Origin of the sequence: Actinoallomurus sp. NPDC052308 (genome assembly GCF_040679195.1) — a bacterium.
GTDB lineage: Bacteria > Actinomycetota > Actinomycetes > Streptosporangiales > Streptosporangiaceae > Actinoallomurus > Actinoallomurus liliacearum.
Genome location: NZ_JBFAUM010000005.1, coordinates 243,709 through 268,897 on the forward strand (window position 1 = coordinate 243,709; position 25,189 = coordinate 268,897).

The window sequence follows — 25,189 nt, forward strand, 5'->3', positions numbered from 1 at the left end:
ACGAGGACCCGCGCCACGGTAGCGGCTCTCCCTGACCGCCGACCGGGGTTTCGCGACTCGTTCATCAATGCGGGAAGGGCCGGAGCCTTCCGGCTTCGGCCCTATCCGCGCGGGGTTGAGTCAGTGGCAGTCGCTGCCCGGGTAGCAGGGCGTGCACTTGCTGAAGTCGGCCTCCCAGAGCGGCCAGTCGACCTCGAAGCCGTTGTTCGCGATGACGTGGGCGGTGCGCTCGACCGAGCCGTCGTACTTACGGTTGATCTCCGGGACGTGCTCGAGGAACTTCCCGTCGAAGTACTTGTGGCAGAACTGCCGGTAGTTGACGGTGTCGAGGATGAAGGCGTGCACCGCGGTGTCGACCAGCTCGCCGCACCCGACCTCCAGGTGCTGGCCGAACTTCTCGATCGCGGTGATGAGGTAGGCGATGGCCTGGCCGAACAGGCGCTCGGCCATGATCTTGTCGAAGGGGTGGTCGCGAACGAGGAGCGCGATCTGCCGGTCCCAGACCTCCGAGGTGACAAAGGACCGCGGGTCCCGCTTGGTGCCGGACTTCTCGACGGTCTGGTTCGGGGCTGTGGTCGCCATGAGGATCTCCCTCGTGATCGGGGGGTGTGGGTCCATGACACGCCCTGGCAGAGCGACGCGGGAGGTGTTCTTGCAGATCACGGCAACGGTTTGCGTGCCGTGCAAACGGGTCTGGCTGATGATGTTCGTCGCGGTTACCGTGGCCCGGGGACTATGCGCGCGGAGCAGCCGATGAACCCACATGGCCGCCGTGATACCGGCGCGATCGTGCGGAGCACTCGACACGCCCAAGGCCTGACTCTCGCCGAGCTCGGCCGCCGGACCGGATACTCGGCCTCGCAGGTCTCCCGTACGAGCGGGGCCTGGCGCCGCTGACCGACACCACGGTGTTACACCGCTTCGCCACCGCCCTGGCCTTGCCCCCGCAGGCATTCGGTCTGCTGCCTGATACCAGCGAAAGCGTGACCTGCGATGCCTATGCGCCTACTGTGGTCGCCGATGCCCCATGGGAGGACGGTGACGACCCGGTGCGACGTCGTGAGCTCCTTACCGGTGCCGTCGGCCTGGCAGCCGTCGGCGTGCTCGGCTTGCCCGGCACGGCCCGAGCATCCCGGACCGCGGACCCGACCGGCGGCCTGGAGAACCTCCTGTACGGTCACGGACTCGACGGCACCGAACCGGTTCCCCTGTCGACGCTGCGCACCGCGACCGGCCGGGCCCGGGCGCTGTTCCAGGCGGCCCGCTATGACCAGCTCACGACCGAGCTCCCGCGATTGATCGCCAGCGCGACCGCCACCCGCGATCACGCCGACGACGAGGAGCGCCTGGCCGCCGACGCGCTACTCGCCGACGCCTACATCGTCGCCTCCGGCTTCATGGTCAAGCTGAATGACGACCAACTGGCTTGGGCGACTGCGGACCGCGCGGCCCAGGCCGCCGAAGCCTCCGGTGACGCGCTCACCCTCGCTGATGCCCGCCGCAGCGTCGCCACGGTCATGCGCCGCACCGGCCGGCCGAGCCGCGCCCGCGCCCTGCTCATCGACACCGCCGAAGACATCGCTCCAGGACGCGACGTCACCCCCGAACAGCTGTCGATGTACGGGACCTTGCTGCAGACCGCGGCCTACACCGCCGCCGTCGACGGCGACCGGGCCGAAGCCCACGACCTGATCGGTACGGCCAAGACCGCCGCGACCAGGCTCGGCCGCGATGCGAACCATCGCCATACCGCCTTCGGGCCGACCAACGTCGCTCTGTATCAGGTCAGCATCGCTCAGGTGCTGGGCGACAACGGCACCGCGATCGCCCATGCCAAGACCCTGAACCCCGCTGCGATTCCCACTGCCGAGCGCAGGGGCCGGTACTGGGTCGACGTCGCCCGCGCCTGCCATCAATGGGGGAAGATCGAAGCCTGCTACCGCGCGCTGCGGGCCGCCGAACGTGCCGCACCTGCCGAGGTCCGCTACCGGCCGCCTGTCCGCCGCATGACCGTCGATCTGCTCCGCGCCGATCGGCGCGGAGCCCTTCCTGGCCTGCGCGCGTTCGCAATTCGAGTCGGCGTACCGACCTGAGCCCAGCGCCGAGCTTGTTCGGGTCGCCGTTAATCGCGACGAGGCAGGCGGCGTATCGGCTGAGGTGGTAGTCACGGGTTCCGTGGCGGCCTGGCGATCGGTGGTTGCGTCGCCCTCGTGGCCGCGCTCGTCGCCGCCGCCATCCCGGCCGCCCGCGCCGCCGGTCCTGGGCAGGCGGCCCCCGACACGGTGGCCGACCGCCGGCCGGCCGAGATCGACAACTGACGCACGACCTCCGCGCGCGAGCCGCTCGCATCTGCGGTTCGCGCGCGGACGTACATCGGCACGGGGTGCGCCGTACGCTCGTCTCCGGAGGACTTTCCGGCGCGGGGCAGGGGACGGGTGGTGGTCTGGGATGGACCTGGTGGAGATCTCCGAGGCCGTGGCGCTGATGGCGGCCACGGGCGGGATTCAGGGCCTCGCGGAGGACGCGGCACGGGACATCGTGACCCGTGTCCGCGCCCGCGTTCGTTCGGTGTTCCACGGGGACGCGCGGTCGCTCGACGCCCTGGAACAGGCGTGCGCGACGCCGGACGCCCCCCGCGTCCGCGCGTTCGCCGAGGCCCTGACCTGGTACGGGGAGCGCGACGAGGAGTTCGCGGGGGAGCTCGCGGGCTGGGCGCGTGCCTACCAGGCGGCGGGAACGGCGATCCAGAACGTCCACGCCGGCCGAGACGCCTACGTCGCGGGCCGCGACCTGAGGATCGAGCGTTCCACCGAACCCCCTGCCGAGTCCTGACTCTGTGGGGCTGTGGACCCGCATGCGGGTCACGCCGCCGGGCCCGGCCGCGCGGTTTCGCGTGTTCGGGATCAGGCCAAGGTGAATCCTGAATTCGTATACGTCATCGCTCGGGCAGCGGGAGTTCGAGGAGTTCCTCGATCAGTACGGCCAGGGGGCCTTGGGGTTCCAGGAGCCGGGCCGCTTCGGTGAGGTGATCCTTGGCGACGGCGTAGCGGTCGGCCTGTCGTTCGAGGCGGCCGAGCTCCAGGTGGGCCTCGAACGCCATCGGGTCGTGGTCGAGCAGATAACCGAAGGTCTGCCTGGCCATCTCGGCGTCACCCGCCTGCGCGTAGGCCCGGGCGAGTCGCAGCAGCGCGGTCGGCGACGGCTCCTTGCGCACGCGGAGGATCTCCTCCAGGTCCTTCACCGCCCCTTCGGGTCGGCCCAGCGCGAGGTACGCGTCCGCTCTGACGTCCAACAGGGCCAGGACCTCGGTCTCGTCCGCGGGCTGGAACGCGCTCAGCAGCCGCAGGGCGTCTCTGGCATGACCCGTGGCGGCCAGAGTCCGGGCCTCGGCGACCTCGTGCGGCAGGGCGGGCCGCGTCCCCTCGGGCTCGGCCGGCGCGGTCGTCGGTGCCCGGCGGCCGTCCGTGCGGTCCGACACCCACACCCAGGCGTTCGCCGTGAAGCTCTTCTCGGGAAGCGTGCTCTGCACGTTCGAGAAGTCCTCGGGACGCAGGTCGGCGAAGCCGTGGCGGATGACGTCCTGGTAGAGGTAGTCCGAAACGATCAAGGCCAGCTCGGCTCGCGGGAAGTCGACGAGGGCGGCCTTGGCCGGCGGGCTGTCCAGCAGCCGGAAGCATTCGATCACCGCGGGCCCGCTGAACCCGGCGGGTCCGGTGGCGACGATCCCGTTCGTCAGCGCCAGCCGTACCCGGATCCGGGCCGCGTCGCTCAGCATCCGGTTCTCCTGCCGCAGCGCCGTGGTCATGCCACGCACCAGGTCGGGGAGCACGGTCGTCTCGTCGATGTCGCTGGGCGGCATGATCAGGACTCCGTCCCCGCTGCTCTGCACGATCTCCTCGGGGAGACCCGCCTCCCGGCAGGCCTCGTGAACCACGGTCACCAGACTGTGCTGAGCCCTGATCTGCTCGGGCACCGGACGCCCGCTCCAGCCCTTGATGTCGACCGCTCCGCAGAGCGCCCGTCGGGGAAGCGCCATGAGAACCCCCAGCTCATCGTCGTTGGAAGGACATTGTTCGGCGTAACGAAAGCGGGCCACCCGTACTGGTGCGGGCAGCGGAACGGCGCACGCGGCGACGATGGGGACGTCCGGCCCGCGACCCGGGGGCTTGCGGGCCGGGCACCGACGCCCGGAGAGGAACCCATGCGCTTCGAATCCCTGCCGCCGCCTCCCGCCCGTACGGATACGGCCGAGGCGGACGCGGAGGTCGACCGGCTCATCCACGACCTGCGGGTCGGCCTGGGCCCCGACGACGCGGCGGGCCGCCGGCGGCTCCTGCTCGGGCAACTGCTGGTGACCAGGGCGCTCGGCGTACCCACGTCCCCGGACGCCGTGCACGACCTGGGTACGGTGCTGCGGATCGCGGCGCGGCTGTCCGGCGCGGACGGCCGGCGGGACCTCGACGAGGCGATGCACCAGTTGGCCCGTTCGGCGGCGTCCGGGGAACTGTCGACCGAGGAGTCGCTGCGGGCGGGCCGGTGGCTGGCCGCGATCCGCTGCTTCACCCCCGAGCGGCCGGCGCCGGACCGGGCGGGCGCGCCGGACGTCGCCGAGGGCGCGCCCGCCCGGACGGCCTCGTCCGCCGAGCCGGTCGCGTCGGCGGCCACCACCTCCGGTACGGCCGGGCGAACGGATTCCGTGGCGCCGTCCGCGGACGGCGTCCTGGAGCGGCTGCGAGAGTGGCGGCTCAGGGGGCGGGATCCCGATCGCGCTGCGCTGCTCCGGGAGTACGAGGCACTGCGCCCCGGCGACCCGGCGCGTGCGACGGCCATGGCGGGACTGGGACTGGCCCACGGGCTGCTCGCCGAGCGCGGCAGGATCACCGGCGGAGAGGCCGAGGTCGCGCTCGTCCGCGCGCTGCGTACGGTCGGCGGCGACCATCCGCTCCGCGCGGAGTTACTGGTGTCCATCGCCTGGACGCTGTTCGGGCTGTTCGTCGCCGGATCGCCGGCCGGGCACCTCGACGAGGTGATCGAGTCGGTGCAGACGAAGGCCGACCCGGTGCGCCCGGTGCTCGCCGCGGCCGTACGGGGCGTCGCACTGACCATGCGCGCCACCTACGCGGCCGGTCCCGCCGACCCGGCCGACCCGGCCGGGCTCGGGGATCCGGTCGGTTCGGGCGGAGGCGGGGATCCGGTCGACCCCGTGGCGTCCGCGGATCGAAGCGGGCACACCGAGCGGCCCGGCGGAGCAGATCCGGCCGGGCTCGCCGATCCCGCCGTCCCGCGCGGGCTGCGCGAGGTGGCGGCCGTCCTCGGCGCCGGACATCCGCTGTACCCGGTGGTGCTGGCGGTCGCCGGAATCGGGCTGGCGCGCTGTGCCGAGACGACGGGTGACCGGACCGACCTGGCGACGGCGGACGACTGCCTGGAGATCGCTGAGCGGATGCTGGACGGGGACGGAACACCCGCCGGCGTGGCAGGAGGCCCTTTTCGCATCCAACGGGTGCGGGTCACACTGGCCCGGGCCCGGCTGGAACGGAATCCGGTCCTCGTCGATCGAGCGATCGTGACCCTGGAGTCCGAACTCAACCGGCTGTCGGCGGCGGATCCGTGGACGCCGCGCGTGCTCCATCTGCTGGGCAGGTCGTGGCGGCTGCGGGGGGAACTCCTCGGCCGCGCCGGTGACCTGCGCCGAGGATGCGAGATGGTGATCGCCGCGGCGGAGGCGGCGGCCACGAACCACCCCCAGGCGGCGCGGCTGACCGCCGCCGCCGCTCTGGCCCGGGCCGACCTCGCGACCGACGCGGCGGGGCGGGACGCCGCGGTCATCGCCTTGGTCCAGGTCGTCGACCGGATCGGCCTCACCCGAGGGGAGCGCGTCGAGTCGCTGCTTCGCCTGGTCGCCGTGCTGGCGGAGCGCGATGCACCCGGAGACGCCGAGCACTTGATGGCGCGGGTGGAGCAGGCGGAAATGATCATTGGTGCGAGTCCGGGCGACTCGCTCGCCTCGCGCGCGCGAGGCGAACTGCGGGCGGCCCGACGTCGATTCGGAACGAAGGACGGTCATCCTTCGCCCAGTAACTGATTGGGCGGCTCGATCTCGGCGAGCTCGGCCAGTTTCTCGATATTGTGGATCAAGACGCGGCCGCGCCGGCTGCTCACCAGATCCTTCATATTCCGGAACGCCTTTTGGACGGTTCCCTCCTTCGCGCCGATGAGCATGGCCAACTCGGCCTGCATCAGATCCACCGACCAGTGTTCACCGGCCTTCCGTGCCGAGCGTTGCGCCTGGTACAGCAGAGTGCGCGCGATGCGCTGCTCGACTTCGTATCCGGCGGCGTCCGCGCGATAGATGTTGGCCTGGCGGAGCCGGCCCGAGGTCGTGGCCGTGAGGGCGAATCCCGCGTCGGGATGGGTCGCCACGAAGCGCTTGAACTGATCGCCGGAGATCAGGAGCGCGGTGCTCCGGAGCCGGGCGGTGACGGTGGCGGTGCGCGGCATCTCGCCGAAGACCGCCATCTCGCCGAGCACGTCGCCGGGATGACGGATGGCGAGCAGCGACTCGGTTCCGTTCTCCACGTTGGCGATCACGTTGACCCGGCCGGTCAGAAGGATGAAGACGACCCCTCCCGGGTCGCCCTGGAGGAACAGGTTCTCCCCGGGCCCGTACGTCCGCGCCCGGCCGAGCTGGAGCAACTCATCCCGGGTCGGCTTCGTCAGGGCGGCGAGGTAGGACGCTTTCGGCCACAGTTCGTGTGCCATAAGAGGGTTCCCCGGATAACGCTGATGAAGGGTGGCCGGTGCCGGGCATCGAATGATCCACTGCTGGATCGAGGTCGTTTTCCAGCAGCAGTTCCATTATGGCGCTGCCATCCGCTTCTTCCGTGATATTTGCTGACTGTTGCTTAAGAAACTCCTTTCTGGCCGTTGGTGGGACACGGGCGATCGCCGTGTCGAACAGCCGGCGAGCGGCGTCCGTGTCTCCGTACCTGGCGGCCTGATAGGCGAGGGACACCAGCGGTGACGGATTCGACGGATCCGCGTCGGCCGCCTGATTGAGACGTTCGTCCGCGGCCGCCGGGTTCCCGAGTGCCTCTTCGAGACGCGCCAGATCCAGTAACAGGCCGCAGGCGGCCCGGTCGGGCGCCGGGGAAAGGCGGGGATCCGCCTGGAGCAGCCGCAGTCCCTCGCCGAGGTAGGCCATGGCGAGGCGCGTCCGGCCCTGGCGCGCCGCGACCCGGCCCAGCCGGTGCCAGGCCGTCAGGTTCAGCGGATGCCGCAGCAGCAGGAACAGCCAGGTCTGTGCCGCCGCCTCCAGGTCGCCCAGGTGCAGCCGGCAGTCGCCGAGCAGGAGGAGCGCACTCTCGCTGTGCCCGCCGTCCAGCCCCTCGGGCAGCCGCAGTGCCTTCTCCAGGGCGGGCACCGCCCGGCCGGGATCGCCGGCCTCGACCTGCCGACGGGCGCGGACGAGGAGGCCGTCCGCAGGGGAGACCGCCCGTCCGGCCGCCTGCTCGGCCGCGGATCGCCGCGGCGCGTTCGGGGCGTGCAGCCAGGCGGTCGACGGGAAGCCCGGACCCATGTCGATCCGGAGGAACTCCTCCGCGCGCAGGGGCGACATGTTCCGTTCCACCGTCTCCCGGTAGCAGCCGTTCGACAGGACGACGGCCGGATCCGTGTCGGGAAGAGCATGCAGCACCGCGCCCACCCGCTCGCTCGTCGCCAGCCGAAGTCCCTCGGCGACGGCCCGTCCAGCGAGCCCGGGCGGCAGCACCGGAGCACTACTGAGGACGAGCCGGGGCCGAACCGGCGGGTCCGCCGTCACCTGCCGGCCCGCGTTCGCGATCGCCGCGGTGAACTCGCGCAGCAGGGCGGGCACGCTCGCCACCCAGCCCGCGTCGGGATCGCCGGGGAGCACCTGGCAGATGCCGTCCACGGTGTGGAGGCGGTGGCCGGCCCGGCCGGCGAACCCGCTGCGCCGGCAGGCGATCTCGACGGCCTGGTTCAGAACGGACCGGAGGAGGATCCGTTCGGGTATCCCCCAGCGATGTCGGTCGTCGACGCTCACGGTCAGACAGAGGCCGCTCACCCCACACCTCCCGCTGATCCGCGATCGGCCTCAGTATTCGATGTAGTCGAGGGGCAGCGACCGGTACCCGCTCACCTCTTGCGGCACCTGCAGCGTCTGCGCCTGAGCGGTGGCGACCAGCGAGTTGAGCATGTTGCTCAACGCCGCCGTGAGGGCGGTCGTATCGGTGCCCTGATGCGGATCGGCGATGAACGCCGCGGCGGTCGCGATCCGCTTGAGCACCGTTTCGACCGCCTCCCCGAACCCGTACGTGATCACATGCGGATGGGGCCGCCAGCTCCGGTCGGTGAGCGCTTCGAAGGCGTTCTCCCAGCGTTCGGGCGGACAATCGGCCGGCGCGCCGTCGGTCAGGAGGAAGACCACCGGCCGCAGCGGGCGTACGCCGCGTGCGATCAGCCGTGGCAGGTCCAGCTCGATCTGGTCGTGCAGCAGCTCGAAGAGCGGCGCGAAGTAGGTGGAGCCTCGGCACTCGACCTTCGGCAGGCCCGTCAGCTTGGAGATCTCCGTCATCCCCAGCACCAGGTGCGGCCGGGTCGCGAACGTGACGATCGACAGCTGGACGAACTCGGAGATCCGCGGGGCCTCGTACAGCGTGTTGAGAATGTGCACGAGGGTCTCGTTCAGCAACTGTTCGTGGACCTTCATCGACTTGGACACGTCGAGCACGAGGTAGGTCGGCAATCCCTGTGAACGGGTGTCCGGGCGGGGGCCGGTGGGTTCGCTCGTGCCGTCGGGAACGTTCACGCTGACTCCAGGTCTCAGGGGACGAACAGGGTGACGAGGCCCGCGACGGCGAGTACCGCCAGGAGCACGAAGCAGAGCATGACGATCAGCGACACCACGCGCTCCGGGGCCGCCGGATCCGTCGCATCGGACGCGCGGGCCTTCAGGACCGCCGGACTCGACGGTTCGGGGGACCCCGACCGGGAAGAGGGTGCCCGTACGGCATCCGGGCGCCGGTCGGCGACGCGCGCCCCGGACCGGTCGGCAGTGCGCGGTCCGGGTCGATCCGGGGGCGCGCTGGACCGATCGGACGTCGTGCTGGACCGGGCGGAGGCTGTGCCGGGCAGGTCGGTGACCGCGGAGTCGAGCAGGGCGAGCAGCTCCGACATCGCCGGGCGTCGCTCCGGATCGGCGGTCAGGGCCGTCCGCAACGCCGTACCCAACGGTCCACCGCGGATCGGCGGCGGCAGCGCGGCGTGGGCGGCCTGGAAGTCCATGCCCCGGACGCCGGAGAGACACCGGAGCACCAGGACGGCGAGCTTGTACCGGTCGGTCAGGGTGGTCAGCCGGGTGCCGGGCGCGAAGCTCGGATCGTCCCAGGACTTGGACTCGGCCCACGGCCGGTCGGCGATGCCGCACGAGTCCACGTCGATCACGAAGACCCGCCCGTCGCCGCGCGTCCAGAACGCGTTCGCGTACGACCAGTCGCCGTAGACGACGTCGTGCCGCTCGAAGACCGCGCCCACGGCCGCGAGCCCGCGCGCCACGGCGAGTCGTTCGGTGACGGTCGGCGGTTCCCAACCGCGCCGGGTGAAGAAGTCCGGATCCGTCTGCACGAGCTGGTCGACCTCGAGCAGCCGTGCCTGGGTCGTCCCGGAGATCAGCCGTATCGGCACCGAGAACGCGGCCGGCGCCCTGGCGAGGATGACGCCGACGGTCCGGTCTCCGTCCACGACCCGGGAGACCGGCCAGGAGGTGCTGGAGTCGACCAGCGCCAGGTCGGTCGGTGGCATCCCGGAGGGCAGCGCGATCAGCCGGTCGAGCACGTCGACGGGATCGCGGGGGAAGCCGGGCCGGTAGCGCTTGACGATCCAGCCGGGCTGGTCGGCGATCTCGTAGAGGACCTCCGACTCGCCGTTCTCCGTGGCGAGGACGGTGCCGCGCGCCGTGACCTCCCGCAGCGGGGTGACCCGTTCGTACGGGCTCTCGGACCACGCCCTCATGGCGCGCACCAGACCACGACGGCGGTGCGGTCGTCGAGCCGCCCGGCCGCCTCGAAGCCGACGTCCTCGAGGAACGCGGCGATGTGCGGCGGCTGCCGCCAGCGGTCCGCGAACCAGGGTGCGAGCGCCTCGCCGGGAGCCAGCACGTCACCGACCCCGTCGGTGGTCAGGGCCAGTACCGAGTCCGGTCCCAGAGCGATGGTGGCGTCCTGGACCTGGTCGGGGTGGAACGGCAGGAACTCCTCCAGCCGCCCGGCGTCGAGCGCCGCCTTGGCCACGCCGGTCAGCCGCGTCCAGCCGCCGGGCTGCCGGAGCCACCCGCTGACGTCGGCCAGCGCGGCCAGCCAGACCGCGCGCCGACCGGACTCGCCGGCGTGGACCGGTATCACGGCGGCCAGCGCCGCCGCCCGCACGTCGTGTTCGGTCACGCCGTCGCGCTCGGCGGCCCCGGCCATCTGCCGGGCCGCGTCGAGGAAGATCTCGGAGGCCACGAGGGGCGCGTCGCGGTCGAGGTCGGCGCGGATTCGGCCGACGATCGCGGTGGCCGCGACGTTGGCGCCCAGGTGGGCGCGGCGGCTGTCGGACATCCCGTCGGCGATCGCCACGATCAGGTGGCGCTTGGCGGTGTCCCGGCCCAGCCGGTAGGCGTCCTGTCGGGGCGTCGCCGGTTCCTCGCACCGGTGGCCCGGGCCGACCAGCGACGCGGCTCGTACGGTCAGGCCGCCGACGCTCGCCGCGTCGGCGGCTATCCCGGACAGGGAGGGCTCGTCCGGCAGCCGCCAGGGCAGGCGGGCGGCTCCCGGGACGCCGCCGAGCGGCGTGGGGAACTCCATCACCGCCGCGGCGGCCGTCCCGGTGTCCTTTCGGAAGGGCCAGGGCATCAGGCGCCGTCCTGTTCCCCGTCGTTCCGCCGCCAGGGCAGCGGTCGCCATTCGGTCACGCCGTCCACCGATCCGCCGATGACCTGGCCGGGCATGACGTCCTCCTCCTCGTCCGGCGGGTTCCCGTCGGTGTGCTGCGGGGGGACGATGGCCGGCGGCGCCGACTGCCCCAGGTCCTGCGGGCCGAAGATCGTGTCGCTGGAGGTGACGATCTCGCCGATCGGCGCGACGATCTGCCGGCGGAACGACTCGAGGTCGGCCTCCTGGATGAGGTCGTTCTCCACCATCTTGTTGAAGAGGTCGAGCCGGGCCTGGGCGCTCATCTCCCGGTTCTTCTGGATGTCGGCGATGACCTGGTGCACCTGGTCGGGGTTCTGCTGGAGCTGCAGCAGATACAGGTCGACCGGGGTCCTGACGTGTCCGCGCAGCCGGTCCATGCCGTCCCGTCTCAGCTCCGCCTGGTGCGAGGCGTCCACCCAGTCCTCGATGCGCCCGGCGGACTTACGGTCGTGGTCGACCTGCGCGGAGAAGCGGAACAGCGCGATGCCCTCCGGATACCGGTGCGGGCGCTCGCCGCCCAGGGTCTCGGCCAGGTTCCGCTCGAGCCGCGCGTCGTCCTCGATGGCATAGCTGCGGCAGATGGGCAGCAACGCGTCGGTGATGCGGGAGGCCACGATCGCGTTGCCGTCCGTGACCCGGGAGCTGACGATTCGGGCCGGGTCGATGACCCGCCACCCGGCCTGGACGGTCAGCCGGAACTTCGCCGCCTTCGACCTACTGGGGATCAGCAGGTAGAAGACGGAGTAGTGGTCGGACACGTCGACCTCGTACTGCCAGTAGAACCTTCGCAGGGCCGCCAGCCTGGGCGCCTTGGGGAACTGCACGATCCGGCCGTCACGGTGGGAGAACAGCAGCGCCCGGCCGGGCCGGACGACCGCTCCGCCGCCGGCGCCGACCCGCTGCTCGCTGAGGATCAGCGGTACGGGCGGCGGCGGCAACTGGCCCCAGTTGTCCGCCGGCTCGACGGGCTGAGGCGGGGGCAGGGGTACCGGCGGCCCCGAGGGCGGTGGGGCGGGCTGAGGCGGCGCGCCCGGGGGGAGGTCGGCCTGGGCGGGGCCCGGAGCGCCGTGGCCGGGTTGGGGGAGACCGGCCGGGAACGGCACGGGCTGGTCGGGAATCGGCTGGTTCACGGGTCAACGCCTTCCTGTGCTGACTGCTTCGCGGACCGCGGCCGAGGTGGTCGCCGCACCGCCTGCGCCGGAGGCCCACTTGGCGGCCTCGTGGACGATGATCGAAGCGCTGCGCCCCTCTGCGGCGGAGGCCATGAGCCGGGCGAACGACATGCGCACCAGGCGCTCCTTCTCCGCGGTGCGGGCCCATTCGGCGAGGATCTCCTTGGCGGCCGGGTGCAGCCAGGGCGCGGTCAACGCGTCCTGCCAGAGCGCGGCGATCTGCCGGTGCCGTAGGGGGTCCGTCGCGCTGAGGTAGAGCAGCGCGGGCCAGGTCACGTCGCCCTCCCGGCGCACCAGGTCGGCCGCGGCGAGCAGGAACGCCAGCCGCGCCGTCTCCTTGCGCGCCGGATTCCGCAGCCAGCGCAGCAGCATCGCCGCCGCGTCGACGCGCTCGGCCTCGATCTGCCACATCTCGCTGACGCTGTCGCAGATCGCGTCGATCACGTGCAGGTCATCGGAGGTGCTGAGCTCCTCCAGGAGCCGGAGGGCCGCGTCGGCGCCGCCCCCGTCGCGCTCGATCCGCCACGACCGCGCCGCCGTGGCCCGTAGCCGCGGCGACTCCTCCAGCGACCACGTGCGGACCATGTTCCGGATCGGCGGCAGCAGGGCCGGCTTGGTCGTCGCCGCGCTGCGCAGCGAGATCGCGGCGGCGTCCCGCAGGCGTGCGTCGTCCGACCGCGCCCAGGGTTCGATCACCAGCGAGCACACGTGGTCGAAGGACTGGGCGGCGAGCACTCCCGTGGCCACCGCCGTACGGACCCGCACCGACTCGAGCTCGTGGCGGGCGCAGCGGCGCAGCCACGCCAGCAGTGTCGGCCGCGCGTCGTCGTACTCGTCCCAGAAGTACCGCAGGTACTTCTCCTGGAAGTCCGGATCGCGGAACCGTACGACGTCCACGAGTGTGCCGCCGTGCCTGCTCCGGATGGTGGACGGCACGACGTGCGCGCGCAGTTCCCGCAGCCGGGCGTTCTTCCGGGCGACGTACGGGCCGGTGCCGCGGGCCGCCTCCGTGCTCGGCAGCGGCTTCTTCGCCTCCGGCCGACGCTGCAGCAGGTCGGCCGCGGCCGAGACCGTCTCGTACGCCTCGCCGGCGAGCACCGCGACGGCCAGTGCCATGCTCTGGGTGGGCAGGTCGGGCAGGCCTTCGGCCCACCTCGTGAACGCCGCCTCGCCGAGCGCCCCGAGCCGGTCGCGCACCGTGTCGGCGAGCGGCTCCTTGTTCTCGTAGGCGTCGGAGGCGTACCCGGCGAGCAGCGCGGCATGGGCGCACGAGGGATTCTTGGCCAGCTCCTCGCCGGCCAGCGCCATGAACGCCTGGTCGTCGGTGATGTCGTCGGTGGCCTGGTCGCCGAGGCGGCGTTCCAGGTGCCGCAGCAGCACCTCCATCCGGTCGGCGACCTCGCCCAGGTCCGTGACGGCGGCGGTGACCTCGGCGTCCCGGAAGCGGCGTCCGGTGGGGACGGTCACGATCAGCCGGGCGTTCCGCTTCTCCAGGAGCCCGTACAGGTTCGTCAGGTCGTACGCGGTGAGCTCCCGCGCCGCCGAGGACGGCAGGTCGACCAGGACGTATCCGCAGTCCTTCTCGAGCGCCTTGCCGGTGAGGGCGCCGAGCCTCGTACGCGGGTGCAGCCGGTAGACGCCCGCGCAGCCGAGAAGCAGGTGCTTGGCCGTCATGAACTTGCCGCGGTCGGCGTCGGCGCGCAGGAAGAGCAGGCGCCGGCTCGCCACGGCCTCCGCCAGCGCGGCGTAGCCGGCGGGCCGCACGAACAGCTCGACGACCTCGTCGAGCGCGGCCCGCGGAATCTGTGCGAAGCGAACCGTCTCCTTGGCGTCGGGGACGGTCTGGTAGACGATGTTCATGTCGCCGCCGGCGACGTGCTCGCCCTCGACGTGGGCGCCGGTGAAGCTGGAGATCGCGTCGTTCTCGGTGCCGAGCCGCTCCTGCGCGGTGCCGGGGCGCCCGGCCCGTGCGGAGAACTCCCGACCGAGGTCCTTCGGGCTGCGCTCGCCGAGCCCCTGGTCACCGTCCTGGGGCTTGTCGGAGCCGGTGTCGCCGAGCTTCTCCTGCTCCCGGGGGATCTTGTCCTCGCTCATTCCGACCCTCCGTCGTAGTGGATCTCCATGTCACGGGCGGCGAGGTAACCGTTGCCGTGGATCTCGACGTGGGCCCCGTGGAACGCCCCGGGGACCGGCCCGGCCCCGTCCGGGTGCCTCCGCCCGCTCCGCTCTTCGCGCCCGCTCGGATCGGCGCGCTCACCCGGCTCGTCGCGTTCGAGGTCGATGCCGTCCAGCCGGTGGTCCGGCGCCCAGACCCACGCGCTCTCGCCGCGCACGTCGACCTTCCGGAGATGGTCGGCCTCCAGCGAGGTGAGCTGCTCGGCGATCGTGTCCTCGAAGATCTGCGCGGAGACGACCACCACCAGGTGGGCGGCCGTCTCGGCCAGCACGCGTCCCGCCGCGACGCTGTCGCACAGCCGCCGGGCGACCCTCGGGGCGCGCCCGGAGAAGCCGTGCTTCTCGACGTTCGCCGGGCCGAAGTGGATCGCCAGTCGCAGCCGGAGCCGCGCCTCGGTCGCGACGAGGCGGTCGTACTCGATGAGGCCGGCGGCCAGCCGCCGCACGAAGGAGTCGGCGACGCGCACCTCGGGCTCGGCCGGCGGCAGGATGGCCAGCTCACCGCCGTCGCCCGGGACGAGACTCCACGACGCCCGGTCCAGGCCGGAATGGGCGGCCGCCCGGTCCAGAACCTCGGCCATCCCCTGCCGCATCTGGTCCTGCATCCGGACCGTGCGCGCGTCGAACTCGTGGATTCGCACCGCCAGGACCAGCCTGCGCTCGTTGCGTGGCTCCACGGCTCAGCCCCTGACGAGGACGAGCAGGACGATGACGACGACCGCGACGGCGCCCAGCACGAAGGCCGGGACGGGTACGGGGGAGAGCGCCCAGGCGCTGAACCATGACCGGCCGGTGTCCTCCTCCTGCCCGGACCGGGCCGATTCGCGGGGCGGCCAACCGTCCGTCGATGTACGCTCGTCCGCGCGCGACCGCGCGATCAGCGCGGCGGGGAGCACGGCACCGAGCACGTCGGCGCCCGGATGGTTCCCCAGCTCGGCGTACAGCGACGTGATCGCGCGGGCCCACGTCGCCGGTGTCGTAGGATCGGCGACCCCCTGGTGCAGCCAGGTTCGGAACTCGGCGTCATCGAGTCGGTCCGCGAACAGCGGGAACATCAGCCTGGACAGCCGCCTCGCGGCCTGCGCGGCGTACCGCTCCTCCAGCTCCGGGACGTACCAGCGGTGCTGCACCAGGCGGTCGATCGCGTCGTCGGAGTCCCTCGTGGACAGGGTGATCCCGTGCTCGGCCTGCGCGCTGATCAGCTCCAGGACCTCGAAGAAGTCGTCCCTGCCACGCCGGGTGTGCAAGTGGCCGTAGAGCTGGGCCAGGGCCGCGCGCACCTCCTGCGGCACCGGCCGTCGCGCGTCGGGAGCCGTCGCCGGCGGAGGCGGGCCGGTGAGCGGAACGGCGGGCCCGGACCTCGCCGCGCTCGTCGGCGAGGACGGCGCGGTCTCGCGTACGGATGCGGGCGGGATGTGGCGCACCGGTACGGGCGGAGTGCCGCCCGGGTGGCCGGGCGCGACGCGCTCCACCGGACCGGGCGGCAGGTCGTCGGCCCGGTGCGCGGGCCTGGGCATCGCCGGCGACCGGGGAAGGAAATCGGCGAGGTTCTCGTCATCCAGCACGGCGTTCAGCCGCTGGTCGAACGAGGAGACGCGCTGGGCGATCGGCTTCAGGACCGCGGTGACCCACTCTTTGCCCCTCTCGGCGTACGCCCTGGCCAGGCACAGGCCCAGCCGGTCGTACAGGTCCACCTCCGGACCACCGCCGGGGTCCGCGTCGTACGGGGCGACCTTGGTCTCCTGGCGCGTCTCGACCGGGGCCGACGCGCTCCCGACCTGGTCGATGTCCCGGAAGACCAGGTGCGGCATGGATCCCGTGGCCCGCCCGGTGGGCGGTTCGAAGGTGGAGAAGGACGGCCGCCAGGGGGTGCCGGCCCGGGCGAGCAGCATCATGGCCGTGTGCCGCAGCCCGCGCAGATAGGCCTCCACGTCGCCTGGTGTCCGGCCGCCGCCCGGGATGAGCACCGAGACCGGACGCGAGGGATGGCGGAGCATGGCGGCGATGACGGTGTACAGGCCGTGCGGGTTACGCGACAGCCCATCGCCCGCGCCGGCGGCCTGCTCCGCCACCTGCCTGAGCTCGGCGGCGTCCAGCACCTTGAGCGGGTCGTGCGGCCGGATGTGCCCGGTGTCGAGGCGGAGGGTGTCGGACAGGCTCCATTGAACGCAGGCGAGGGCGAAGTCGATGCCGACCACGTCCGGGCGCCCCACGATCGCGCGGGCGACCTGGGGACGCCGTCCGCCGTCCTCCGGGGAGCGGCCCTGGTCGATCCGCAGCGCGTCCTCGTCGAAGGAGCGCTCGATGACCGCCCGCAGACCGCGCTGCGGGAGGTCGAGGTAGACCAGGCTGCGGTGCCCGTGGACAACGCCCGCCGGCGGCGCCGCCATCTTGCCCAGCATCACGTGGCAGTCGCTGAGGAACTGCGAGTCGATCGGCGACCAGGCGATCGGCCCGAAGTCCTGGCTCGGCCGCCAGCGGAACTCGATCTGGTGCGCCGGGGCCGATGAGTCCTGGTTCATCGCTCAGACTCCGATCTTCTGGGCTTCGGGGGAGGTCAGCAGACCGGTCATGGCCATGAGCGCGAGCAGCGGATTGAGCACCCGCCGGGACGTCACCCCGCGGACGAAGGTCTTGTCGACCACGGCGTCGGACCCCGCGGCCGAGACCACGTGCAACGTCGCCTTGCGGCACTCCCGGTACGGGCGGGTCCACGCGTCGGCGCCGCGGGAGTGGAGGTAGGCGTACACGTCGGCGCTCTCCCGCAGCGAGGCCTCCGCGTCGAGCACCTGGTCGGGGCTCCGGAACCACCGGACGATCGGCTCGTCGAAGCGGACCAGGTCCGCCTTGTTCAGCACGACCGCCGCGCTGACCTCGGGCAGCCGGCCGGAACCCTGGAGGAGTTCGAGCACGGTGCCGAACGTGCGGTCGCCGAGCTCGTCGTGCCCGATCTCGGCGGCGTTCACCACGAAGATCAGGCCGTCCGCGACGTCGAGGAAGCGCCGGGCCGACTCGATCTCCAGCAGGTCACCGCCGGCGACGTCGAACAGCGCGACCGGCCGTGCCTCGCGGCCCTCCTCGCTGACGAGGAAGGAGTCGACGAGGCCGACGGTCCCGGCCCGGGTCTGCTCGATCACCTCGGACCGGTTGAAGAACGGACTGACCTGCTCGTTGAGGAAGGCCTGGTGCCGGGCCTTGTCGAGGGCCGCGTGCCGGACCCCGAGGCCCAGTCCCCGTTTCTCCAACTGCCCGATCATGGCCGTGAGCAGGTGGGTCTTTCCCGATCTCGTCGCGCCCACGAATCCGAACACCGCCGGCGGCCCGTGCATCCCGTACGCGAACGGCAGGTAGTGCGAAGAGCCCTGTTCCCGTGGGTCGGTGCAGCGGACGAACGCCGTGCGGAGCGCGACCGCCCGCTGGGGTGCGCTCGCGTCGGCGGGGAGGTCCAGTCCGGTGTAGTCGCCGATATCCGGGTTGTAGCGGTAGAGGGGAAGGTCGTTCCAGGCCAGCGTCGACAGGCAGATCGGGCAGATCACCTCGCGTCCGCGGGCCGGTGCGTCCGCCGATCGGCTCGGCGTGGGAGGGGGCATGGGTGCTCCGGATGTCGTACGTGCGGCCGGTCGGCCGGGAGGGCGAGTGGCGGCGGCCGGCTCGGGAACCGGCGCCTCGGGTGACGCGGGCCGGGCGGCGGCGTCCGGCACGGTGGGCTCGGTCGCCCCGCCGCCGGGGTGGGAGACACCGGGCATCGGGATGGCGCCGTCGATCTTGCGCGCGAAGTCGGCGACCAGGAGGCGGGCGATGTCGTCGTGGGCGTGGTCCGTACCGAGGTCCGGCGCTCCCTTGCGGAACCGCACGAAGAGGCCGGGGTGGAAGGGCGGCCGCGTACGGTCGTCGAACGTCTCGAACGCGAGCTGCCGGCGGTCCACCGACGGCTCGTCGACGGCGAAACCGCCGACGATCTCCTGGAATCCCCACAGCAGGGGGTAGGCCAACTCGGTCGGGGGGAGCACGATCGAGCCACCCGCGCCGGACAGGAACCGGGACATGAGCGCGACCAGCCGTTCCAGCACTTCCGGATGCCGCGCCTCGGCCTGCAGGTCGCGGCGGTGCGCGGCGGTCACGTCGGGACCGAGCGGCAGGAGCCTCCCGTCGCCGCCCTCGAGCCAGCTCCACTCGCGTAGTTCGAGCGCGAGGCGAGGCGTCAGCGTGGTCGGCGGGCCGATCAGCAGCCACGCCTTGGCACTGCGCACCTTGTGCCGCTGGATACGGCGGACGAACACGGCCTCGTTCCGGAAGACGCCGTAGAAGTGGTTGTAGCCGGTCGAGCCGTTCGGATCGGTGCGCAGCCAGTCGCCGAGCCTCTCGGTCCACCTCAGCACGGCCCGGTCGGGGAGGGTCGCGGCCCGCGGCCCGAAGGCCCACCCGGAGTGCTTCTCCCGCCACGTGTAGGCGACCTGATGGAGGACGGTCATCGCCCGAACCTCCTCTTCCGCCGCCGCGCCGGTGCGGCCGGGACCCATCCGGTCGGCGCCGGGTTCGGGACCGGACCGGACGGTGGCGTCCAGGACGGTGCGGACGGTCCGGCGGTGCGCGGCGCCTCCGGGACGGGGCGGGCGGCCGTCTCCGGATGCTTGTACGCCCGGTGGGTGTAGAAGTCGTCCCGGCCGCGCTGCAGCGCGGCGTCGGGCGGCGGGATCCGGGGGATCGGATCGGCGACGCCGATCCGGGCGAGCAGTTCCCGGACCGCCGGGCGATGTTCCGGGGGACCGAAGACGCCGGCGAGCACACGGGCCAGTTCGGGGTCGTCCGCGAGCCGGTCGGGGCCGGTCGGCTCGGTCCCGGTGATCACGAAGAAGATCAGCCGACCCGCCGCCCAGACGTCGTCCCGGTCGGTCACCGTGCCGGCGGTGCCGCCCGGCCGCTGTTCGGGCGCCTGCCACGGCGGTGCGCCCGCCACCTCGCGGGGCACGCCCAGCGGCGCCGCCGACGTGAAGTCGGTGATCTGGGCCTCCGAACCGTCCCAGTGGACCGAGTCCGGGCCGAGGGCCCGGTGCGCGATCCCCGCCGCGCCGATCCACCGGAGCCCGGTGAGCAGGCTCTCCTGGAAGCGCGCCCGCTCGCCGGGCAGGATCCTGCTGCCGGCGCCGACACATCTGCCGCGGTAGGGCTCCAGCAGCGCGTACGGCCGGACGCCGTCGGCGTCGTAGCCGACCAGGCGGGAGACGGAGGGCGGGTGGGGGTGCGGTTCGCGGAACCGGCTGAGCCGCACCCCCGCCAGGATCTCGTTGTCCAGCGCGGCGTAGGCGGCGTCCAGCTCACGGTCGGGCCCGACGCGGGTGCCGCCGGCACCGCGGTCCGGTGGGGCGATGTGGCGGACGTCCTGCCGGGTCCCGTCGGCGTACTCCAGGACGAGGCGGCAGGCCGTCAGGGGTGCCGAGGGCGGCAGCGGATCGTCGCGGCGTTCGGCGACGACGGCCTCGACCGTGGTGCCGTCGGGCCGCTGGAACCGCAGCGTCTCTTCCGATCGCGTCATCGGTGTGTCTCCTCCTGCCCGTACGGGCTCACCAGCGCTGAGCGGTCAGACCGGGGCGGACCGGTACCAGGCGGAGCAGCCCGGCATGGCGCGCCGATGTCACCCAGACCGTGTCCGGAGGGAGCGCGTCCGACCCGGCCGTCCGGCCGTGCCGCGGGGCGAAGCGCACGACCGGTGGCGGCGTCGAGCCCGGGTCGAGGACCGACAGGTCATCGGCCGCGCAGAGCTGCCACATCACGGAGCCGGGGTCGTACGCGACGGCCACGGCCAGGTCCGGCAGCTCGTCCCGGGGCGTGCCGGACGTCTCCGGCGGGGGTTCGGTCGCGAAGGGCGGAGCGGCGAGCGGTCCGTGCTCCGCGACGTGCTCGTGCCAGGCCGCGAACCGCTCGGCGGCGGTGCGCCGCGCCTCCTCGCCGTGCCGGTCGGCGGAGTCCGCGGCGAGCCCGCGCAGCCTCGGCGCCATCGCCGCGCGCACGAGGTCGGCCAGGTAGTGCTCGATCCGCGGATCCGGGCGCAGCGGGCCGGGCGCCTCGATCCGCGCCCGTTCGACCTGCGCCTGGATCTCCTCCGCGACGTGGTCCAACGCGACGGTCATCCGGCCGACGGCGTCGGCGGTGGCGACCCGTGCGTCCGTCTGCGACCACTCCAGCGCGGCCGCGGACACGACGGACAGGAGGTCGTCGACCGCCTCCCCGGCCGCGTCGATCCCCGACTCGGCGATCCACGCCGAGGTCCTGGACCGCCAGGACCGGATCACGGCCCATCCGGCGACGACGAGGCCGACGACGACCGCCGGCGCCCACACGACGGGTGCGGGGGACGGTGCCACCAATCCCACGCCGACCCCGCCGACGGTGGAGGCGACACCGTTCGCGGCGAGCGCGCCGGTCGTGCCCTCGGACCTGCCGCCCGGGCCGCGCAGCACGGTGAGCGTCACCAGCAGCGTCCAGAGCACGGCCATGACCAGCCCGCTGACCGGCCCGAACGGTGTGAGGCCGGCCAGCGCCGCGGTGAGCAGCCCGACGACGGGCAGCCAGGGCTCCGGACCCGGCATGGGCGCCGGTTCCCGGAGCCCTGCGGGCAGCTCGTCCGGGCAGGCGCGGCGCAGCGCCGGGATGCGCTCCCGGCTGCCCCGGGGCAACAGGCCCGCCATCCGCGTGTCCAGGCCCGCGACCAGCTGCGGCAGGGGGGTGCGCTGTCGCAGCCCGTCGTCCAGGTACGTGTCGACGACCTTGCGGGTCTTGGCCGCGTCGAAGTCCTCGGGCTCGGGGAGCACGACGCCGGCACGGTCGATGGCCTGCTGCTGCGCGGGGCCCAGGCCGGTGGTGCCGTGCGCCGCGGTGAAGAGCTCCTCCAGCGACGCGCGGAGCAGCCCGAGACGCTCGCCCGCCGTCGCCATGGCCTGCTCGACCGGCACCGGGCCCGCGAACAGGGCGCCGGGTTCGGTCAGCTCGTCGGCCAGCCCGCGCGCCTCGGCCACGGCCTCGCGCGTGCGGTCGGCCGACTGCTGGACCGCGCCGCCGCCCCTGAGCCGGACGTTCCGCGGGCCCGGAGCACGGCCCGTCGACTCGGGCAGGTCGGGCACCCGGCCGGTCCCGGACGCCAGCGCGCGCTCCCCGGCCGCCAGGAGCGCCTGCAGGAACTCCGCCCGCCCGCCACCGACGCCGGCGAGCCGCAGCCCGGGGTTGGCGACCCGTCCGGGGACCTTGTCGATGAGCTCGACCGTCCGCTGGAAGACGTCGTCCAGGTTGAGGACCTCCACCAGGCGGGTCAGCCCGGTGTCCGTTCCCTCGGCCCGGTCCCGTCGGGTGGCGGACGCCGCCGAGAGCCGCCAGTTGATCCCGGCCGGATCCGGTACCCAGAGCACACCGGCGGTCTGGGTGAGGACACCGGGCAGCTCGATCCGCGGCGGGTCGGCGTCGGTACGGCCCACGGCGACGCACAGCAGGCGTTCGGTGTACCGGGACACCAGCAGCGACTCGTACGCCGCGCGGTGCGCGTTCAGCGCCGCCGTGTCGTCGATGACGAGCAGGCGGGTCAGGTCGGTGTGGTCCTCTCCGGTCAGCAGCCCGCGCGTGAGCTCCGCCGCCCCGTCGGCGGAGCGGCCGCGCAGATCGACCTGCACGACCTTGCCGGTCATGAGACCTCCTTCGTCGGCCTCATGACCAAGGTGCTGTGCCTCTTGGTTCCCTCGCTGCGCTCCGTCATGATCCTTCCCCTGTCCCGCGCCGGAAGGCGTCGTAGAGGCCGCGCAGGTGCTCGCGGGTGGCCGGCACGTCGAACGGGAGCCGCATCGCCGCCGGCAGCGTGCGCGCCCAGAACCCGCGCAGGAGCCGGGCACGGTCCCGGCTCGCCGGGTTGATCTCGCCGAGCATCTGGTCGATGCGGTCGATCTGGTCGTCGGCGAGCTGCACGACGAGCTCGAACAGCTTGCTGGGCGGATGCGCGCGCTCGCCGACGCCATGGGGGGTCGCCCGCATCAGCTGGCCGCAGAAGACGCGCTCCGCGGCGTCGTTGTCGGCGAGCGTCCACAGCTCGTACGACTGGACGAGGCTCCCCCAGGAGGAGGCGTCCTCCAACGGCCTCAGGTCCAGGGTCATGGTGACCTCGTTGAGCGTGACGTGCACGCGCGTCGGCGAGGCCGGGTCGCCCTCGGCGCGCAGGTCCCCGTTCCAGATCGTGCAGAGCAGGCGGTGCAGGATCCGCACCCGGTGCTCCTCCCGGGTGGCGAGGTAGCCGAAGTCGAAGCCGGTCCGCTGCCGCCAGGGCAGGTAGTCGTCGGGCCGGGGATCGTGGACCGCCGCCGCCCAGGTGCGCAGCACGTGCCGGACCTCCTGGACGTCGGTGATGCCCATCCCGAAGCGGAACAGGACCACGGAGATCGATTCGGCGGTCGTGTTGCTGAAGTCGACGGTCACACCGGGGCCCGAGGGCAGTTGCAGCGACGTACGCAGGTGGTCCTCGACGATCCCGTTCTTGCCGCCCGGGTAGGAGACCAGGATGCGGAGCGGGCCGTTGCCCTGCGGGGTGAAGTTGGCCGGCACCAGGCCGGTGAGGCGGCCGTTGAACTCGTCGATCTCCTCGTCACCGAACCGCGGGCGGTCCGACTCCAGACCCGCCGCCTGGTTGAGCAGGTCCCGCAGCTTCGGCAGCAACGTGGGACGCCCCTGCGTCTCCTCGCGCAGATACGTCTTCACCAGCGTCTTGACCCGCTGGCGCAGGTCGTTCACGGCCCGCTCCGGCGACGTGTCCAGCGACTGCCGGTAGACCTCGCGCCAGCCGTCCTCACCGATGAGATGGCGCAGGAGATCGGCGCCGGTCGCGGCGGCGGGGAGCTGCAGGCGGTCCCGGAGCCGCGTGACGACGCTCTGGTAGAACTGCTCGAGGTTGCCGGCCGGCAGGTGGAAGGCGACGCCGACCCTGGGGCGGTACAGATACTCCGAACGCTCGCGGAACCGGTCGGGGTCCTGCCGGGCCAGATCGCTCAGTGCCTGGTTGAGACCGCGGAGCCCGTCCTCGACCACACCGAGCCCCCGCGCCCAGCGCAGTGCCTGCGTCGACCAGACCTCGGCCCACAGCGAGCGGTTGCGCCAGCGGTACCAGGCGTCCTGCTGCTGCCGGGCGGCGACCGGCTCCTCGTCGGCCCACTTCACCTTCGCCCGGAGCGGGCGGTCCTTCAGCGCCGGGATGGGCGGCGCGGTCTCCCGCATCCCCTCCGGAGGCGGCGGCATCTCCTGGCGCTGCCGCATGAGCCCGGCGGCGCCCTCCTTGTCGAGAGTGCCGTTCAGCGCGGCGTGGCCGAAGATCACTCGGCGGACCCGGAAGGGGTCGAGGCGGCGCAGCATCTCGTCGATCGCCCGTGCCGGATCGAACGCGGTCACCATGTCGGGGACCTCGCGGTCGAGCCGGACCTTGTGGTCGCTCAGGGCGCCCCGCATGGCGTCGAGGCGGTCGTTCAGCGCCGCGGTGACGTCGCGCGCCCCGACCGCCGGCTCCGGCTCGGCGAATTCGAGCTGCGGGCGGGCGAAGACCCGGTGGATCTGCGAGAGCGTGAAGAACTCCTCGATGAGGGAACGGTTCGACTCCTCTCCCGGGGTCGGCTGCTGCAGCTCCTCGATGCCGACACGGAGCAGGCGGCCCGCCACCACGTCCGCCAGCTCCTCGACGGGCGTGGTCAGGGAGGTGACGAGTGAGGTGGACACCCCGCGGTAGCCGATGCCGTTGTCGGCGAGGGACTGCCGCAGGCCCGTCGAGTTGACGAAGTTGTCGGCGAAGGACTGGTGCTGCTCGCCGTCGTCGCCCCTCCGGTCGCCCAGTTCGGTCCCGACCAGCGACATGATCAGGGAGACGACCGAGCGCCGCAGGTCGTCAGGGGCGGCGCCCACCGGGCGGGAGAAGAGGAACGCCGTCTGGGCGGTGCCCGGCAGCATCGTGATCCGCCCGTCCACGGGGTAGCGCACCGCGATCTCGTCGGGGTCCGCCGGGCCGCGGTCCAGACCGGGCAGGTCGCGTACGGCGTCGGCCGTGTTCTGGTGGTCGACCAGCCGGAACAGGTCGAGCAGGGCGCGTCCGGCGTTCAGCTCCGCGGGCCGGCCGCCGCCGGAGCCCTCCTTGAACGCCGAGGGCATCAGCACGAGCGGATAGATCTTGGGCTTGAGGCTCAGGCCCCGGAACCGCTGGGCGATCAGGTGCAGGTAGTCGTAGAAGATCCCGGCGCCGGTGCCGCCCGCGACCGAGAAGGCCACGAAGACGTCGACCGCCTGCGGGTCGCCGCTCGCGCCGGCGAGCTTGTACAGGTCCGTGGCGGCCTGGTTGCCCGACAGGGCGCCGATGGCGTCGTCGAGGTCGCGGACCGCGGGGCGGAGGCCCGAGCGGAACGTCTCGAACAGCGCGGCGCGGCCGACGGTGGGCATCTGCCCGGCGCCGCTGCGCACCAGCACCCGTGGTTCGCCGTGCGCCGGCGGGAGCCAGTTCTGCACGACGGGACCGGCCGCCGCCCGGAGATTCACGGCCACCTGGGGATACAGGTCCACTTGGGGCACCAGGTCGCGGACGTAGTGCGCCGTGACCTGCGCGGCCGGGATGTGCTGGGCGCCGGGTACGACGGTCGGCGGTATGCGGTCCAGCTCGGCCTGGTTCACGTCGGCGTAGACGAACTGCAGGCAGGCGGGGAGCTGGTAGCGCTGGGCGTCCTCGCGCTTGTGCTGGAAGAGGCTGCCGTCCGGGCCGCAGATCTCCTCACGGAACCTGCGCTCGAGTTCGGCTCCGATCTGGCAGCCGGTGCCGCCGAGCCCGACGAACAGGACGGGTTGGTAGAGCTTCATCAAATCCTCCGG

Annotated in this window: 18 protein-coding genes; 3 read left to right on the plus strand and 15 right to left on the minus strand. The window is 72.7% G+C overall.

From position 1 onward, the window contains the following. Positions 1–120: 120 nt before the first annotated feature. Positions 121–582, minus strand: coding sequence for a hypothetical protein (locus AB0L00_RS18245; RefSeq protein WP_364435121.1), 462 nt, complete (start codon positions 580–582; stop codon positions 121–123). Positions 583–908: 326 nt separating this feature from the next. On the opposite strand from AB0L00_RS18245, the gene AB0L00_RS18250 reads away from it, so the two are divergent. Together AB0L00_RS18250 and AB0L00_RS18255 are read left to right on the plus strand one after the other, a co-directional pair. Continuing rightward, complete coding sequence (locus AB0L00_RS18250) at positions 909–2,093, plus strand: hypothetical protein (RefSeq protein ID WP_364435123.1); 1,185 nt, start codon at positions 909–911, stop codon at positions 2,091–2,093. Positions 2,094–2,448: 355 nt separating this feature from the next. Further along, positions 2,449–2,832, plus strand: coding sequence for a hypothetical protein (locus AB0L00_RS18255; protein ID WP_364435125.1), 384 nt, complete (start codon positions 2,449–2,451; stop codon positions 2,830–2,832). Between the two features lie 103 nt (positions 2,833–2,935). Here the strand turns inward: AB0L00_RS18255 and AB0L00_RS18260 are convergent, their stop codons facing one another. Next, the gene (locus AB0L00_RS18260) at positions 2,936–4,036 is read right to left on the minus strand and encodes a tetratricopeptide repeat protein (protein WP_364435128.1); all 1,101 of its coding nucleotides are present in this window, start codon (positions 4,034–4,036) and stop codon (positions 2,936–2,938) included. 165 nt (positions 4,037–4,201) lie between these two features. Here AB0L00_RS18260 and AB0L00_RS18265 point away from each other — a divergent pair, with 165 nt between their 5' ends. Then, the gene (locus AB0L00_RS18265) at positions 4,202–6,085 is read left to right on the plus strand and encodes a hypothetical protein (RefSeq protein WP_364435131.1); all 1,884 of its coding nucleotides are present in this window, start codon (positions 4,202–4,204) and stop codon (positions 6,083–6,085) included. Here AB0L00_RS18265 and AB0L00_RS18270 read toward each other — a convergent pair. From AB0L00_RS18270 to AB0L00_RS18330, 13 genes are all read right to left on the minus strand, one after another. Next, complete coding sequence (locus tag AB0L00_RS18270) at positions 6,064–6,762, minus strand: Crp/Fnr family transcriptional regulator (RefSeq protein WP_364435133.1); 699 nt, start codon at positions 6,760–6,762, stop codon at positions 6,064–6,066. The genes AB0L00_RS18265 and AB0L00_RS18270 overlap by 22 nt on opposite strands. Next, positions 6,698–8,086, minus strand: a complete 1,389-nt coding sequence (locus tag AB0L00_RS18275) for a tetratricopeptide repeat protein (RefSeq protein WP_364435136.1) — start codon at positions 8,084–8,086, stop codon at positions 6,698–6,700. Before AB0L00_RS18275 ends, AB0L00_RS18270 begins: the two co-directional genes overlap by 65 nt. A 30-nt stretch (positions 8,087–8,116) precedes the next feature. Further along, a complete protein-coding gene (locus AB0L00_RS18280) occupies positions 8,117–8,830 on the minus strand; it encodes a hypothetical protein (RefSeq protein WP_364435138.1) in 714 nt (237 codons plus the stop codon). 14 nt (positions 8,831–8,844) lie between these two features. Continuing rightward, complete coding sequence (locus AB0L00_RS18285) at positions 8,845–10,032, minus strand: hypothetical protein (protein WP_364435142.1); 1,188 nt, start codon at positions 10,030–10,032, stop codon at positions 8,845–8,847. Next, positions 10,029–10,913 carry a protein phosphatase 2C domain-containing protein gene (locus AB0L00_RS18290; RefSeq protein ID WP_364435144.1) on the minus strand — a complete coding sequence of 295 codons (885 nt, stop codon included), beginning with the start codon at positions 10,911–10,913 and terminating at the stop codon, positions 10,029–10,031. The genes AB0L00_RS18285 and AB0L00_RS18290 overlap by 4 nt, the downstream gene beginning before the upstream one ends. Continuing rightward, positions 10,913–12,103: a hypothetical protein gene (locus tag AB0L00_RS18295; protein WP_364435147.1), complete on the minus strand. Its 1,191-nt coding sequence runs from the start codon at positions 12,101–12,103 to the stop codon at positions 10,913–10,915. Before AB0L00_RS18295 ends, AB0L00_RS18290 begins: the two co-directional genes overlap by 1 nt. A 3-nt stretch (positions 12,104–12,106) precedes the next feature. Further along, the gene (locus AB0L00_RS18300; protein WP_364435149.1) at positions 12,107–14,239 is read right to left on the minus strand and encodes a hypothetical protein; all 2,133 of its coding nucleotides are present in this window, start codon (positions 14,237–14,239) and stop codon (positions 12,107–12,109) included. Further along, positions 14,236–14,997: a hypothetical protein gene (locus AB0L00_RS18305; protein WP_364435152.1), complete on the minus strand. Its 762-nt coding sequence runs from the start codon at positions 14,995–14,997 to the stop codon at positions 14,236–14,238. Before AB0L00_RS18305 ends, AB0L00_RS18300 begins: the two co-directional genes overlap by 4 nt. 3 nt (positions 14,998–15,000) lie before the next feature. Next, complete coding sequence (locus AB0L00_RS18310) at positions 15,001–16,842, minus strand: hypothetical protein (protein ID WP_364435155.1); 1,842 nt, start codon at positions 16,840–16,842, stop codon at positions 15,001–15,003. 3 nt (positions 16,843–16,845) lie between these two features. Beyond that, entirely contained in the window at positions 16,846–18,792 is a 1,947-nt protein-coding gene (locus tag AB0L00_RS18315) for a hypothetical protein (protein ID WP_364435157.1), read from the minus strand. Then, positions 18,789–19,853 carry a serine/threonine-protein kinase gene (locus AB0L00_RS18320; protein ID WP_364435159.1) on the minus strand — a complete coding sequence of 355 codons (1,065 nt, stop codon included), beginning with the start codon at positions 19,851–19,853 and terminating at the stop codon, positions 18,789–18,791. Before AB0L00_RS18320 ends, AB0L00_RS18315 begins: the two co-directional genes overlap by 4 nt. Positions 19,854–19,881: 28 nt before the next feature. Continuing rightward, positions 19,882–21,993, minus strand: a complete 2,112-nt coding sequence (locus tag AB0L00_RS18325) for a hypothetical protein (RefSeq protein ID WP_364435162.1) — start codon at positions 21,991–21,993, stop codon at positions 19,882–19,884. Between the two features lie 64 nt (positions 21,994–22,057). Then, positions 22,058–25,177, minus strand: a complete 3,120-nt coding sequence (locus AB0L00_RS18330; RefSeq protein ID WP_364435165.1) for a tubulin-like doman-containing protein — start codon at positions 25,175–25,177, stop codon at positions 22,058–22,060. Positions 25,178–25,189 lie beyond the last annotated feature (12 nt).